Source organism: Leptothoe sp. PORK10 BA2, assembly GCF_034932105.1.
Lineage (GTDB): Bacteria > Cyanobacteriota > Cyanobacteriia > Phormidesmidales > Phormidesmidaceae > Leptothoe.
This window is the reverse complement of record NZ_JAYGIG010000027.1, coordinates 1-14804: the sequence shown is the minus strand read 5'-3', so window position 1 is coordinate 14804 and position 14804 is coordinate 1. Positions and strand designations below refer to the sequence as shown.

At 48.1% G+C, this 14804-nt stretch carries 12 protein-coding genes and 1 pseudogene; 5 read left to right on the top strand and 8 right to left on the bottom strand.

Translation table 11 applies throughout. The features are described from left to right. The first annotated feature begins 170 nt into the window (after positions 1-170). The 3 genes from VB741_RS09120 to VB741_RS09110 all read left to right on the top strand — a co-directional run bounded on the left by VB741_RS09120 (position 171) and on the right by VB741_RS09110 (position 5179). On the top strand, positions 171-3989 hold the full coding sequence (locus VB741_RS09120) for an Ig-like domain-containing protein (RefSeq protein WP_323364853.1): 3819 nt from the start codon (positions 171-173) through the stop codon (positions 3987-3989). A 13-nt stretch (positions 3990-4002) separates the two neighbouring features. After that, complete coding sequence (locus VB741_RS09115; protein WP_323364852.1) at positions 4003-4431, top strand: hypothetical protein; 429 nt, start codon at positions 4003-4005, stop codon at positions 4429-4431. Positions 4432-4669: 238 nt separating this feature from the next. Next, the gene (locus VB741_RS09110) at positions 4670-5179 is read left to right on the top strand and encodes a hypothetical protein (RefSeq protein WP_323364851.1); all 510 of its coding nucleotides are present in this window, start codon (positions 4670-4672) and stop codon (positions 5177-5179) included. Between the two features lie 6 nt (positions 5180-5185). Here VB741_RS09110 and VB741_RS09105 read toward each other — a convergent pair whose 3' ends face one another. Continuing rightward, a complete protein-coding gene (locus VB741_RS09105; RefSeq protein WP_323364850.1) occupies positions 5186-5647 on the bottom strand; it encodes a heavy metal-responsive transcriptional regulator in 462 nt (153 codons plus the stop codon). Positions 5648-5825: 178 nt separating this feature from the next. Between VB741_RS09105 and VB741_RS09100 the strand changes: the two genes are divergently transcribed. Beyond that, complete coding sequence (locus tag VB741_RS09100; RefSeq protein ID WP_323364849.1) at positions 5826-5966, top strand: hypothetical protein; 141 nt, start codon at positions 5826-5828, stop codon at positions 5964-5966. A gap of 163 nt (positions 5967-6129) precedes the next feature. Here VB741_RS09100 and VB741_RS09095 read toward each other — a convergent pair whose 3' ends face one another. Further along, positions 6130-7503 carry a flavin monoamine oxidase family protein gene (locus tag VB741_RS09095; RefSeq protein WP_442786327.1) on the bottom strand — a complete coding sequence of 458 codons (1374 nt, stop codon included), beginning with the start codon at positions 7501-7503 and terminating at the stop codon, positions 6130-6132. A 178-nt stretch (positions 7504-7681) separates the two neighbouring features. After that, a pseudogene (locus VB741_RS26290) lies at positions 7682-7813 on the bottom strand (TetR family transcriptional regulator); the annotation flags it as partial. Between the two features lie 436 nt (positions 7814-8249). Between VB741_RS26290 and VB741_RS09085 the strand changes: the two are divergent. Beyond that, positions 8250-8456 carry a hypothetical protein gene (locus VB741_RS09085; RefSeq protein WP_323364846.1) on the top strand — a complete coding sequence of 69 codons (207 nt, stop codon included), beginning with the start codon at positions 8250-8252 and terminating at the stop codon, positions 8454-8456. Positions 8457-8627: 171 nt separating this feature from the next. Here the strand turns inward: VB741_RS09085 and VB741_RS09080 are convergent, their stop codons facing one another. From VB741_RS09080 to VB741_RS09060, 5 genes are all read right to left on the bottom strand, one after another. Continuing rightward, positions 8628-9152: a DUF4240 domain-containing protein gene (locus VB741_RS09080; RefSeq protein ID WP_323364845.1), complete on the bottom strand. Its 525-nt coding sequence runs from the start codon at positions 9150-9152 to the stop codon at positions 8628-8630. A 640-nt stretch (positions 9153-9792) separates the two neighbouring features. Then, positions 9793-11109 (bottom strand): glycoside hydrolase family 15 protein, encoded by a 1317-nt coding sequence (locus VB741_RS09075; protein WP_442786326.1) that lies wholly within the window; start codon positions 11107-11109, stop codon positions 9793-9795. Between the two features lie 45 nt (positions 11110-11154). Next, complete coding sequence (locus VB741_RS09070; RefSeq protein WP_323364843.1) at positions 11155-12198, bottom strand: hypothetical protein; 1044 nt, start codon at positions 12196-12198, stop codon at positions 11155-11157. Positions 12199-12931: 733 nt separating this feature from the next. After that, positions 12932-13828 carry a PIN domain-containing protein gene (locus tag VB741_RS09065; RefSeq protein WP_323364842.1) on the bottom strand — a complete coding sequence of 299 codons (897 nt, stop codon included), beginning with the start codon at positions 13826-13828 and terminating at the stop codon, positions 12932-12934. A gap of 61 nt (positions 13829-13889) precedes the next feature. Continuing rightward, positions 13890-14537: a hypothetical protein gene (locus tag VB741_RS09060; RefSeq protein ID WP_323364841.1), complete on the bottom strand. Its 648-nt coding sequence runs from the start codon at positions 14535-14537 to the stop codon at positions 13890-13892. Positions 14538-14804 lie beyond the last annotated feature (267 nt).

Here is a 14804-nt window from a genome sequence, read left to right as displayed (position 1 = left end):
ACTATCCACCGCTTCACCATCTCATCTACTGGCTTTTGCCTTTGTAAACTTTGGCGAAGTCATCAAGCAAGCTTGATCAAATCACCGAAATTTCCTAGAGAGCGGTTGTAGCATTTAAATGTGGCTTACCTTACTACGGCCATAGCTGGCTAGTTCAGGCTCCCCTCCATATGATCATCCGTACTGCGACGAAAACGGCCGTTCAAGAAGCTGCCCAACAGGGTGACTCCCCATCGATTGCGTCTATCTTGCAAACGCAACTACAGACCCATGGGATTACGCCCAAGGTGGGCCTGCGCCAGCAAGACAATTTACTGTATATCGCCCTAGAATCGGCTCAGCCTAACGATCCGAAGGTGTTGCTGCCACAGCTAAAAGCGATCCTGGTGGAGATGAATCTACCCTGGCTCAATCTGGTTCAAGTTAGCAATCGTCTGGTAGGTCAGACCGCCCCTCTCTGGCGTCGAGAGCTGGTGCTCCAGCCGACGGTCGATCTGGAGCTGCCGATGGTGTCCCCACCGGTTGTTCAAGTCGGCATTAGCGGTGACTTTAGCGGTCAGTTGATTGTGGGTAATAACAATCGCCAAAACTTTTATAGCTATTCCTACAATGTTGAACATGGGGGCGTTCTAAATGTGACAAACCCAGTTCAGATTCAATCTCGGCCGACGCCGATTAATCTGAGACCTCAGCCCTTCAGTGGTTTGCTGGATCGCAAAGAGATTGTGCCCCAGCTGGTGCAGGCTCTCCAGTCAGCGCAGTCAGTTGAACTTTACGCGGGGGATGGTTTTGGTAAAACAGCGTTACTCAGCCACCTGCTATACGATGCCCAGGCCACAGCTCACTTTAGGGACGGCGTGGTCTATACTTCAGCCCACCGACGGCTGGCGGCAGATGTCCTGCAGGAGTTGCACAATGCTTTTTATCAGAGTAGCGCTCCTTATAAGCCTAGCTATACCGAGGTTCAGCATGCCTTGCAGGGTAAGCAGGCACTGATTGTTTTAGAAGATCTGGGTCTCGCCAAAGCCGATCTCGACTGGCTGTTGGCCATTGCTCCCCATAGCGCCTTTGTGCTGACCTCCCCTGAACGAGAATATTGGGGTGATGGCCTGGCCATTGAACTGCCTGGGCTGCCCCTGGATGACAGTGTGACCCTGATAGAACGAGAACTGGGGCGTGCTCTCACCCCGGCAGAACAACCGGTAGCGCGCACTCTGTGGCAGGCCCTGGCGGGACATCCTCTACAGCTACGCCGGGCGGCGGCCCAGGCGAAGAGAAACCAGCAGTCTCTGACAACGTTAGTCTTGCCCCAAGCCGCTTCAGCCCACGCTGGCTTGCAGGCTACGCCCCAGGCAACGATCTTCCACAAAATTGTAGATACCTTACCCAAGCCTCACCATCAGGTGTTGGCTCTCCTGGGCGCACTGGCAGGCCTTGCCCTCACCCCAGGGCAGGCAGCGGCCATGGCCAAAACGGCACATACGGAGGCCATTCTCGGTGAACTCCAGGCTCTACATGTAGTCGGTATGGGGCCTAATGGCTATTATCTCTGCCCTGATTTGATTGGGCTCTGTCAGCAAACCTGGCCGATCGAGCCCTGGCTAACCAGTGCTGTCAATTACTTTACGGCTAACCCAGAGACCGCTGGACAAGCTATCGATACTCTCCAATATTTGACTGACTGGACTGCCCAGACCGACCGCTGGTATGACTGTTTAGAACTCAGCCGCGCCCTGGACGGTCCTCTTTCTCTGCAGGGCCGATGGGGCCAATGGCAACAAGTGTTAGAGCAGAGCCTGCATGCGGCTCAGCAAACGGGCAATCAGGCGGCAGAAGCCTGGTCATTGCACCAGTTAGGCACCCATGCCCTGGCGGAGGGCAATACGACTGTGGCAGAAACCGCCCTGACCGAGGCCTTGCGATTGCGCAAGGCCCTGGGTGATGAGGCAGGGGCCGCCATCACCCGCCATAATCTGGGGCTGCTAATACCACCGCTGGTTTCTCCCCCTGAGGCTGGTCCGGTGCCTTCAAGCTGGCTCACGACAAAAACTGCGTTGTTGGCAACCGGTGCAGTTGCGATCGCAACTGCGGCACTACTGGTGCCCCGACTCCTCCCAGACCCATTCACACCACCGCCCAGCTTTACCCTGAGTGCTGAGGCCCTGGCGTTTGGTGAACGGGAGCGCAATACCGCCAGTGCTCCCCAAGGGTTGACCATCAGCAATACAGGCAATCGCCCCCTCCCCATTGACAGCCTGGTGCTCAGGGGGCAACGCGACTTTAGCGTGGATGAAGACAGCTGCACGACAGATTTCTTCCTGGCACCGGGAGAGACCTGTGAGATTACGATTATCTTTACCCCGGAGGACATCGGGCAGCGGTCTGCCTCCATGGAGCTGACGATCAATGGCAAAACCTATGGGATTGATCTAACCGGATCGGGAGCCGCTACAGCGGTTCCCAGCATTAGTATTGTGCCTGCTAGCATTGTGTTTAACGCGGTGCAGTTAGACAAGACTGAGGGGACCACCCTGACAATTGCCAACGATGGTACTGCGCCCCTGAGAATTCAGACCCTGGCGATTGTGGGGGATCAGGCCTCGGACTTTGCGATCGCAAACACCACCTGTGCCGAAACAACCCTGGCCCCCCAAGACAACTGCACGGTAGAGCTAACCTTTAGCCCCAGCAGCCCAGGGGAACGGGTTGCCACCCTAACGGTGCAGCATAACGCTAACCCACAGACCGCCATTTCCCTCAGTGGTGTGGGTACCGAACAGCCCCCACCGCCCAGACCCACCGCGACTGACGACAGTGTTGCAACTCCAAGAAATCAAGCCGTGACCATTAAGGTTTTAGAGAATGATAGCGATCCGGCGGGGGGCCGTCTCGCCATTGTCAGCGTGACCCCTGCCGAGGCGGGTAAGGTCCAGGTGAACGACGACCATACCCTGACCTACCGTCCCGATGGTGAGGCGACGACCGATCGTTTTACCTACCGGATCCGCAATGAACAAAACCAGACTGCCGAGGCTACAGTCACGGTCACGATTCAATCGGTTCAGCCCCCGGCCCCCGTCGCCACCCCAGATCGGGCTGAAACGGAGGCCGGTCAACCGGTCATCATTGGTGTCTTAAACAACGACAGTGGTGAAGGGCTAACCGTTGCCACCGTTGACTCATCGACGTCCTTAGGAGGCACGATAGTGAACAATGATGACGGCACCGTTACCTATCGTCCATCTCCCACCTTTAGCGGCGTGGATCGGTTTAATTATACAAATCGCGATCGCAACGGCATCGCATCAGAGCCCGCCACCGTTCAGGTCCAGGTGAATCCTGCGCCGCCCCCCATGGCTAAGGATGATACCGCCTTCACCGAGCAGAATAGGCCAGTGACGATTGACATCCTGGCCAATGATGCTGGAGAAGGTTTAACGATTACGGACCTGACCGGCCAAACGGCCGCAGGCGGTCTTGCTCAAATAGGAGATAATGAAGGTGTGGTGTATACGCCCCCTGAAGGGTTCGATGGCGAAGATCGGTTTAGCTATGCGGTTCGCGATCGCTACGGCACTATCTCAGAACGGGCCATTGTGACCATACAGGTGAATCCTAACCGCCCTCCCATTGCAAATGATGACAGCAGTCAATACATCTATGAAGGTAAGCCTGTAAACGTCCGCGTGGAGGTACTAAACAACGATGATGACCCCGATGGAGACAACAATAATCTCACGGTGGCATCCGTAACTTCCGGAGAGTTTATCCAAGCAAGCATTTCAGACGATGGACGGGCCATCATTTACACGCCAGTTCCAATCCCTCAGGAAAACCAATCTGTCTTTGACCGTTTGACCTACACCATCCGCGATGCCGGGGGAGCAGTGAGTGAACCGGCTACGGTGTCCATTGAGGGAACCTATCGCGCCACTCTTAGCTTGTCCTATCCTTTCTTGTCCTATCCTTTCTTGTCCTACCCTTTATAGTCTTCTAACCACCATGTCTTCACAACCCAACAACATCCACATCCATATCGGCGGCGACAACAGCGGTCAACTGGCCATGGGCGATCACAACTCGCAGCAGCAAACCACCCTAATCAATTCCCAGAACACCACCGCAGAAGCATCTGCAGCGGATATCGCCACCCTGCGTCACATGATTGCCACCCTTAAAACCCAGGTGGCTGAAGCGGCCCCCGACGACAAAAAAAACGCCGCCCTCGAACGCATCGATGAACTTGAAGAGGCCATCACCGCCGATGCACCCGACCTGACCACCATGGATTACATCAAACGCTGGTTCATGAAAAACCTGCCGACCCTGTCAGGCGCGGTTACCAGCGTTGTTATTCATCCCATCGTTGGTAAACTTGTTGAGGCCGCAGGGACTATGGCCGCCGATGAGTTTCAGGAACGGTTCGGTTAGGGGGTGATTTACAGGACTATAGCGAAAGATATATGACTTCAACTGTGCCATGACAGCGTGTCAATCGGAACTACCGTGGCAAACGCAGTGTGAGCGAAGCCAGCCGGGCTCATAAGGTCCATTCATCGGTGATCAACCACTAACGAGATAGCGATTAGCATGGTTGGAGTGTTTTACTGCCCAAATTTAGGGGTTCACTTCAGTTACTAAAATAAGTGGGAATAGCGATACCTCCATCATGGTGGAAATCATTGGTCACATTCGGACAAACTTAGGGCAGCTACAACGATGGGTAGTACAGCAGCCGGTCACGGAGCTGCTGAAAAGTAACTATGCACGGGGTCGGTTGGAATGCTACTACGGGTTGGCGGTTGATCTGAGAAAGCAGCCCAAGATTGGCCCTGCTCATCAGGATGTACAGGTGCGATCGCTCGGAGATCGGCTTCTACCTGGATGGCACTCAGCCTTGCTATGCAAATACCTGCCTGGTGTGGGGATTAATCCCCATCGAGACCATACCTGCTTTCAGCCCTGGGCGGTGATGGTGAATATTGGAGAGGCGAACTTCTTTGAATATGAGGGGCGGGAACGGGTTGTTACGCGGTTGGACAATGGGGTCATTGTGCGCATCAACACGAAGGTTTTACATGGGGTTGAGCCAGTCCAGTCTGTTCGCTATTCGCTGACATTCCGTCACATTAAAGCTGAGTTTTTGACTCTACCCATTGAGTTCCCTGGGGCATCCTGACCCCCTTTACCCTGGTAGGTCCACAGTTCCTCTAGCATTTAGACGATTCGAGGTCAGGCTTACTTCCTCAATCAGGCTACAAACCTTGACATCAGATGGATTGTCTAGGGGACGGGCGGCCCAACTCGTGCGGTAGGTTTCTAGCATGGTTTTACGGGCAGTAGCTTGCTGAATTTCCTGCTCCAGGGTCGCAATTTTACAGTCGATTAGCGTTTTAACCAGGGTGCAGACCGGATTCCCTTGCTTGCGAACGTCAAATACCTGCTGAATTTCTGCCAGGGAAAACTGCAATGTCTGGGCCTGCTTAATGAATTGCAGACGGTTAACAGCGTCATCGTCGTAATAGCGATAGCCATTCTCAGCCTTGCTTACAGGCTCAAGCAGGTGCAGCGACTCATAGTAGCGGATGGTGGCTACTGTCACGTTCGCCTGTTTGGCCAGCTCGCCTATTTTGAGTAATTTCTTCATCGCTTGGGTAGGCCCTCCTTTTAAAAAAGAACGATCGGGGATGCTCACCCATTGCCGCTAGAGCTAGCTTAGTGCAAATTTTGGGGTTGACTCTCAAGCTAACTTAAGGGTTTACCTTACGGAAGGGCTTGTCTAAAGCCCATTTGATTCACCATTCTTATCAAAGAGGTCACTTCCGATGCTCAAATTTTCTCAGCTCAAAAAGCTTTCCCTGGCCGTTGTTTCTGCCGTTGTTCTGACTGCTGCTGTAGCTAACATTGCCGCTGCCGCTCCCTGCCTGTTCCCCACCCCTGATTGCCCCCCCTCTAACTGCGACTAAGCTGAAGCCGGCGAGGCTGTTTTAGAAATCGAATAGCCTCTCAAGCAGCCCTCAGTACCAGCCCTTTCAAGGTGTTTTCTTGTCTTCTTTAGCTTTGGTGAGTAGCCGAGCGGTGGAGACATGAGGCTTTGACTTCTGGTATTGAGGCTTGGAGATCTTCAGATTATATTTCTAAGATTTCTTGGGCTGCACGCAACCCAGATAAATATGCGCCGTGAGCAGTCCCAAAATAGTCTTCATTCGATGCTTCGCCGGCGAAAAACAGAGAATTTCCCAGTGGTGCAGCAAGCTCTTGGCGCATCTTGGGTACTGCACCAACAGGGTTATATGAATACGAACCCAACGAAAATGGATCAGTTGCCCAACGGGTAATTTGATAGTCAATGGGTTCAGGAATGCTGACTCCATTGATTGTCCTTAAGGTTTGCATTGCACTCTCGACGATTTGTTCATCCGACCATGCTTCTAGCGCTCTTCCCCGATCGGCAGCGTTAAATCCTAGCAATACGGGCATATTGGCTGCTCGCTTGAAGCTCACCCACTCTGTCCATTCACCATGGTTTTCCGAAATATACTCCAACCAATCAACCTCGTCGGACCAAAACGTATCAGGAAATCGAAGATAACATTTGTTCAGGACGCCCATGCCCAGTTTTGCGATCGCAATCTGCTTGTTCTGGGGTAATTCAGGGGTGAAACGCACCTTTCCAGCTTGCAAAACCCCTAGCGGCAGAGTGACGATCACATGATCGGCCAGGAACTCGGTCTTTTGAGTAATCACCCGAACGAGCGGTTGCTCCCATTGAATTTCTGTCACCACCTGCCCCAGTTCGATCTGTAACCCTTGGGATAGAAACTCTGGAATGACTCCAAATCCTTGAACAAATAGGTCATCATTGCCATCAAATTCTTTGCCACTGTCATACCAATGAGCAGAGAGTCTTTCAGTGCTTCCCGAATACTCTTGTTCGATCTCACCACTCAGAATAAAGTTGATCAAGCGGTATGACTCTGAGGATTTGTCAAATTGACGGCTCAATGGTTCAATCACTTGTCGAATCGAGACATCTGGATCTTCGTTCTGAGCCTTTTCCAACGCCCCAAATATTCTATTCCTAAAGTCTTCTAAGCGGGTTTCTTCTGCCTCGGAGAGGGATTGTCCAGATGTGTTATAGGTTTCCGCCCTGTCGTAACTTGTTGTCAGCCGTTTGGCATTGATCTGGTCAGCCAAGTCAGTTAACGGATTGCCCTGAGTTCCATGGATCCAGGTTGCCCCAAAATCCAAGGGCATATCAGCCCACTTGGAACTCGTCCAAATTCGCCCACCGATGCGATCGCGACCTTCAACGACAACAACTTCATGCCCTTGTCTATGCAATTCCTGTGCGGCAGCAAGACCGGACAAACCGGCACCGATTACCACAATGCGCTTCTTATTGGATGTTGTCATATATCCTTGCGATTTTTCAGCACAGGCACCGTGGGCAGATCCCATCAGCGTTAAACCAAACATCTTCACGAAATTTCGTCTATGCATGAATGAATTTCACCTCACAAGTTGCTGCCCAACGGTTCAAATCAGCGCAGCTGAGTACCTCAAACTCAGCGCCAACGGCTTTCAACCGTCTGCTGAATTTGTTTTGTTAGGTGATTTTAGCTCGGATGGGAAGTAGCTTTGCAAATACTTTAGAGTAAGCCGTTTTGTTTCTGTTTGCAACCTGGGCTTGAGTTGAGATCGCATTGGTCGTCGTGGCGGTGTAGCCCTGACTGGCAAACAAGTCTTCTGCCACATCCAGAATTCGGTTAACCCGTTCTTGGCTGCGGGCCTGTCTTGGTTTGCGACGCATACCGCTTGAGGTTGCTGGGCTTTCAGGCACAGGCGTTCTCCTTGACCTTTGACAATAAGTGAGCATATTTCACATTTTGCTTAACAAAACATGAGCGAAGCTCATATCTTGTAAATATGAGCTTCGCTCACATATTAACTCAACTTGCCTAGAGAGTTATGGATATCTCGCCATCCGCTGATTGCTCTGAATGCTGGTGTTGCTCTGCCAGCAAGCCTTCTCGCTGCCTGCTGCAATCCGGCTATCGGGGGTTTCGGTTTTTGCGCTACCAGTGTTCTCCCTGGTTAGTGCTAGCGAGCGTCCCGCTCCAGCTGCTGTTTGCTTCCGAGGTAGAGCGGATTCGCCTGCACTTCGCTGTTTCAGTGCGATCGCTCGAATTGATTTTGTCCGTGTCTATGGGCTGCTCAATGATTTGCTCTGGTAGCAGCCTCCTAAGATGATATTCAGCTCTCCTCTCAGGCAGACTAACTTTCGCTGGCTCTGGCTTGGGCAAACCTTTATTTACTGCGCGGCTCAATTCTGGTTTGTTGCCCTGACCTGGCTGGTGCTGCAAAAAACGGGGTCAGGGGTTGCCCTGGGGACAGTGTTAATGGCTGCTGCTATTCCTCGGGGGGCCTTGATGCTGGTTGGGGGTGCGATTTGAGATCGCATCCCTCCCAATACCGTCGCGGCTCTCTCAACTGTCGCCAATACCCTGCTGACGGGTGCCTTGACCCTGATCTTACTGACCAACACCTTCAATCTTTACGGCATCATCGTCCTTTCAGGACTGGCCGGCATCTCGGAAGCCTTTCTCTATCCAGCCACGCTGGCTTTATTGCCCCGCGATGAACCGCTGATTCAACATCGGATAAAGGCGGTCAAGATCCTCCTCCTGCCATTCTTCCCCAGCCGGATCATGGATTAAGTTCTCAAATGGCCGAGCAGGAAAGGAGGAGTTGTCCTGACCAGTCTTTCTGCACCAAGCATCGACTGCGACTGACTCCCAACCTTCGACTTGGCAGTCAGTCGCTTCATCTGCATCGTTGATCATGGAGGCCAGCTTGTCAGGCTCTTCAAGTGCAGTTGTGAAAACTTTTTCTCCGCGTGAAATCAGCCAGCCTCGGAAGTAATCAAACCCGTCATCGGAACAGCCACCACCGATCACATATGCAGCACCCCAAAGTTCCCATGTATATGATTTATTAAAGAAAGAATAAAGGAGGTAGTGAAATTCAACAATCTCCTCTGCCGATAGCTCGTCGAGGAGCAATGCAAGTTCTGCTAGTTGTTGTTCGGCATCATCCTTTGATGTGTGACGTGCCTTATCAATCAATTTCCAGAATGTTGTTATATCCATATCGCATTACAGGAGTTCGGAACAAGAGCTTGTGCAGCCTAACGGTGAAGTTGAGCGACTTCGACGACTCCTTTTGATTTTAGCCGATGTTTCCGATTCCACTCCAACGCAGGGTTCGTGGGCACCTTTGGAGCGGGGGTTGCCGTGATCGCAAAGCGCTGACTGGTCAGTTCGCAACTTTCTACCCCAGCAATACACGATTCCCCTTCGCCACTTATCTCGGGCGATCTGCCGATTTCTATGGGCGCTGTGGCAACCGGCCAACCCCTTACAAAACTTGACCTTCGCGAGTTGGTAGACCCCGCTAACCCACCGAGCACTCTCGGGTCTTGGGCGTGTTGTGGGAAGGGAAGCTATGCTATTTGCGATCGCAACTCATGAGCCATCGCCCTAACGCTGATGGGCGATGACAATTGGCCTGGGATTTTCAGGACTCAACTTATGCGGTTGACAACTACTTTTGGGACAGTGGCCGTTAGGGCTCGCTGAATGGGGCTTAGCTTCTGCGATGGGGCGATTGCACCTGAGCCAATATCCCTCTTTTTACTAGGCAAAACGATTTATTATGAATACCTCTAATCTCTGTCCTAATAAGGTTGGCTATAGCTGTACCACTGCGTAAAGCCAAAACATCTCAATTTTAATTTTCCATGCTTAGACTTTGTTCCATAGTCCTTAAAGCTATACGCAAGTTTGCCTGTGTCCACAAAAGCGGTGTCGCATCATTAGGTACATAATCTGTACCTTTCAAATAATATAATTCGGGGCACTTAAAACCGCCAATCTTGAAATCATCTGATGTTAGTTGACCTAGTGATCTATTGAAGTAAAATATCTGCTTTTCCAAAAACTCTGTTTGCCTAGTTTTTTGGAATTTCACTCCAAATATTGTCGAGATAATAGGATCAAAAATACACCATTGAGCTTCTTCCCCAGATCCTAAGGCACGCCCATTGTCCTTCAACCATTGTTCGCGTTCTGTGGATATACTCGTTCGGATATTTTCTGGAATATCTTCATAATCGCGACACCAAAATGAATCGCCTAAATACCTCGGTATGCCATACAGTCCTTGTAGATTATCAATCACATCAGAAATAATTTGATCTCCCATTGAATCATCAACAACCTGCAACGGATAAATCAGGAACAGTAGAGCAGAGTCATAACGCCTCTCTTGTCCAGGCTGGATGCACTCTGAAGGAAGGATACGGCTGAGTGCATCAATCCCTTGGTGAATCAAGTTATCCAATAGATCAATCGTAACAAGTCTATTTTCGTACTGAAAACAATGGGGTATGAAAGAAGGCTCTATGCTTAATTTCTTTAGAGCTTTAAGAGACGCAACAACAACACCAATACTAGATGCCTCAATCTTTCGGGTCTCTTCCCAATGCCCACTATCTTCATCTTGCCAATAGGAAACAGCCTCAAAATATAAAGGGAACAGTGATAAAGTTGCAACCTCCTGCTGTGTTGGATGCACAACCTTATCACTTATCAACTTACAATAAAACCACAAGAAATATCCCAATGCATCATTCTGAGCATGTTCCCAAGATTGATTAATTTCGTCTAGATTTTCTCCATTAAATCGAATGTGAGGGCGTTCCATCACATTCTTTGGATCAGTATTAGAGTTAATAATATTTTCAAATCGAATTCTATGCTTCTGAAAATATCTCATCAAACAATTAATGGTTTTAAGAGCTATGTCAATTTCTCCAAGAATGTAGTGAGAATAAGCAACATAGACATTATCACGCACCCAAACTGCGGAATACCCTGTGTATTCCGTTGAAGCTGCTACAATTGCTGCAGGGAAAAGTCCATTATCTAAAGCGGGAAATTTAAAGACTTCCCTTTCACGTAAAAGCAAGCTTATATTTTGCAGGTCTTTCAATTCATAGCGATCTTTCACTAATCGCGCAACTTGGTTATTATGTAGGACTGGCATAAGAATTTTTGACCTCGCTTGCGGTTGACATTCAAGACTTATTGTTTAGCTCATTTTAACTAGATCAGGTGAAAACCTTATATCTTTTATGTCTACCATGCCTTTGCCATATCCTAGCTCACCACGAATGCCAAGGAACTTACCAACTTTAATGACAATCGCTGATACGACTGAAAAATCTGCATTGCTCATTTCATCTTGATTGATGTACTGGTTGCCATCTCCAGTAAAGTGAGACCACCTTTTCTTATCTTGAAGATCAATGCAAACAACAGTCCATGTCCCATCTCCTTTAATTGAAAATTGTCTATACTCTCCAGACTTGTCTCCATAATCCCAATGCTGGCATTTGCCATTAACAAGTCGAATAGCTATCCCAACATCCTGCAATAAATCTGGACTCTGCAAAGCTTCCTGTGGAATTCTTGCATAAAAACAGAGGTAATTCAACTCTTGACCTCTCAGCTCAATCGCCCTTTGATCTTGTGAGCGAACAGCAATATTGCACCCCAAGCTAGGTTCAAAAGATTGAAATTCAATCCTCAAGAATGGCTCAACTTCCTTGCTAATCACTTTTGCGTTTACTGAATTTCCGTAAAAAGTGTCAGCCCACAGGAATGACACTGCATTAGTGTTCTCGCAATCAGCATCTCTAGAAACTCTGAAGTTTTGAAAGGTCATTCCTCTTCTTTTACCTAGTAACCCATGAAAGCTATAAAGTTCATTGCTATCCAAGTCAAGCTTTGTATTAACCTCTTCTCCGATCTGTTTACTCATTTGCTGGATTCGAGCATAAAGCTCACTTTTAAACAAATCAAATTTCATAATAAGAGGACTATTATCTCTTGTTAAAACATCTAGTAGCTTACGAGGCAGATCGTCACTATCACCCAATAAAAACATTCTGTTAATGAAAAAGAATAATATGCCAACTGCTAAGAGTTCCGAAGCTAGATTTATGGTTATAGCTTTTATCACTTCTTGATTAATACCATTGCCAACAAATCCTAAAACCACTGCAAGCAACAACAGTGATATGTAGACAACCATTTCGTAGCGTTCAAGTTTGCGCTTATCTATCCGGTTCATAATTAAGTTATCCTTCGAGTCTAGATAAAATAAAGAATTCTCTGACAGCTACTTAAGAATTAAGTCTCAACGTTGCCTTTTTGATTTCGCTCCCACCGATAACTCAGCGGTCGAACGGAGAAGTTGAGCGACTTTGCCGACTCTTTTTGATTTTAGCCGATTCTTTGATCCGCTCCAACGTATCGTTCGCGGGCACCTTTGGGGTGGGGCTGCTGAGATCGCAAAGCGCTGACTGGTCAGTTTGCAACTTTCCACCCCAGCAATACACGATCCCCCTTCGCCACTTACCTCGAGCGATCTGCCGATTTCTATGGATACTGTGGCAAAGGTCAACCCCTTACAGAACTTAACCTTTGCGAGTTGGTAGACCCCGCTAACCCACCGAGCACTCTCGGGTCTTGGGCGAGTTGCGGTAAGGGAAGCTATGCTATTTGCGATCGCAACTCATGAGCCATCATCCTAACGCTGATGGGCGATGGCAATTAGCCTGGGCTTTTCAGGACTCAACTTATACGGTTAAAACTACTTTTGGGACAGTGGCAGTTGGGGCGCACCGAATGGGCCTTAGCTTCTGCGATGGGGGCGATTGCGCCTGAGCCGATATCCCTCTTTTCGATCCCTCTCGCTTCGGAGGCAGCCGAACGTTCTGCTTAACTCGCTGCGGATGGCTTTTGCCTAATAACCGACCAACTTTCGGCGGTCGACGTGCATGGGCGTTGTTTAGATGTTGTACTTAATCTGTGAACTCTCCAAGGTTCTTTTGATGAAAATCATCCGAGATATTCTGACTCTCGATTAGCTGTTGCTCCGCTTTCTCCATTTCTTCTGTAACTGATGCATGAACGATTTTCAGGCCAACAGATAGTTTGTGTGTAAGAAAAATTTTGCGACGCTGACTGACCCTTTGTTTGAACTCTTGCGTCAGCCAATCATTTAGATATGACTGATCGTTATAGATGACACCATAATCGCTATCTCTGGTAACAACTACGATATCTTTACCACTATCAATGGCACATTGAACAATCCACTCCCAATTAACAGCATCCCCAATAGAAGTATCATTAGATTTCCGAGGAGGATATCCTAAACAAAATCTTTTACGTGCTAAACGACGGATTTTAAAACGTTTTTTCGATTCACGATTTAAGTTGTAGGGAGAATTACTCTTGAATAATCTTTGTAGAGAATGATATACGGGATCATTTTGTGATGGATTGGTTAGAATTTTCTGAATTTTTGTATTGACTATTTTAAATTGATCTGTAATTTCCTTGCGCTTTTTCTCAATCATCTTTGATGCCTGAAGTCCAGCAACTAGAGCAGGCGTAGATAGTTTACCCCAATCAGGAGTTGAAAACTGTGTCAGAGACTCAATAATAACTTTTTGTCTATTCTTCTTATATTCCATTTCAATTTGAGAGCCAATTATTAATCGTTTTTTGCAAGCTTCCAACTGTTCAAGATATTTCATGCTTATATCTGATTTTCGGATGCGGTAAAAGTCAAGAAGAATATTTGTGTCTACAAAAAGTAGCGCATCCATATCTGGTTTCTTATCTTTAGGCACTTGTTTCCCTATCGAGACATCTAACGGCAAAGCGCAGCGGCGGTAGATAGCTTTTGCCATATCAAAAGTGGCTTTCGACCGTTTGCTGCCGTGAAGTTTTAGCCTACGCCAATGAGAAACCTCACCCTGAAATTAATTGGTCAACTATTTGATCACCAGAGTCTAGGGCTATCTGAACTGCTTCCTTCAAACCATTCAATTTTATAGCATTTATTTTTTTACTGTTAAGGAGTACTGTTGTATCTTTCTCTGTAACGTATTTTTCAGCCCAAGCAGGTGGATGTATAGTATTAAAGCAGAGAATCCCATTTCCATATTTAGGTTTTGCTTCAAAGGGGTGAACCCTTGCTTTCAATGCAAGTAAATCCCTGCATTTCTCTTCGATACTATCTAGTTTTTCATAAAAGTCCTGAATGTACTGCATTAGTTCGCTATTAATACTCTGAGTTAGAAGTGTTTTAGATGGTATATCTTGCCATACACCACGGTTTTCTTTTAAGCATGATTGCCACTTCTCAGACAAGTAACTTTGCTTGTTATGCTCAAGAAGTTCTTGAAGCAATTTACAGTCTTGCTGGATATCTAAAGTGAGAAGATATCGAGTTGGTGCAGCTTTCTCTCCTTGGCGATCTGCAAAGATTTGTTCCCATTCTGAATAATACTTCTTGAGCAAATCATGATTATCTGGATGTGCTAAATCGCTACAAAGATCCTCCCAAAAAACTACATGGACTGTGAATTTGTTTTCCGACTTACGTTCATCATTCAAAATACGAATAAAATCTTGAATTTTAGTATCTCTTGATTCTGTAGTTGTAATTAAATACTCACCAATTGGTGATGAGAAGGAGTCTGCCTTTTCAAGCTCTGCTACAATTCTTTGTACATTTAGCTTCTTTACTCCATAACGGCACTGGTTCCGTCGACTGGGTGCCTTGAAACACTTGGCTTCAGTGGGCTAGACAGCATATCGAATAGAAAATAACTGCGACCAAGATATCCCTGCCTCCAAAATTCCTAACTTCACAGCAGGGAC

Excerpts from the sequence above, each read along its gene's own strand:
- VB741_RS09080 (WP_323364845.1), bottom strand. The coding sequence starts at position 9,152 with ATGGATATAACAACATTCTGGAAATTGATTGATAAGGCACGTCACACA.
- VB741_RS09085 (WP_323364846.1), top strand. The coding sequence starts at position 8,250 with ATGATATTCAGCTCTCCTCTCAGGCAGACTAACTTTCGCTGGCTCTGG.
- VB741_RS09075 (WP_442786326.1), bottom strand. The coding sequence starts at position 11,109 with ATGCCAGTCCTACATAATAACCAAGTTGCGCGATTAGTGAAAGATCGC.
- VB741_RS09100 (WP_323364849.1), top strand. The coding sequence starts at position 5,826 with ATGCTCAAATTTTCTCAGCTCAAAAAGCTTTCCCTGGCCGTTGTTTCT.
- VB741_RS09120 (WP_323364853.1), top strand. The coding sequence starts at position 171 with ATGATCATCCGTACTGCGACGAAAACGGCCGTTCAAGAAGCTGCCCAA.
- VB741_RS09070 (WP_323364843.1), bottom strand. The coding sequence starts at position 12,198 with ATGAACCGGATAGATAAGCGCAAACTTGAACGCTACGAAATGGTTGTC.
- VB741_RS09065 (WP_323364842.1), bottom strand. The coding sequence starts at position 13,828 with ATGGCAAAAGCTATCTACCGCCGCTGCGCTTTGCCGTTAGATGTCTCG.
- VB741_RS09115 (WP_323364852.1), top strand. The coding sequence starts at position 4,003 with ATGTCTTCACAACCCAACAACATCCACATCCATATCGGCGGCGACAAC.
- VB741_RS09110 (WP_323364851.1), top strand. The coding sequence starts at position 4,670 with ATGGTGGAAATCATTGGTCACATTCGGACAAACTTAGGGCAGCTACAA.
- VB741_RS09105 (WP_323364850.1), bottom strand. The coding sequence starts at position 5,647 with ATGAAGAAATTACTCAAAATAGGCGAGCTGGCCAAACAGGCGAACGTG.
- VB741_RS09095 (WP_442786327.1), bottom strand. The coding sequence starts at position 7,503 with ATGCATAGACGAAATTTCGTGAAGATGTTTGGTTTAACGCTGATGGGA.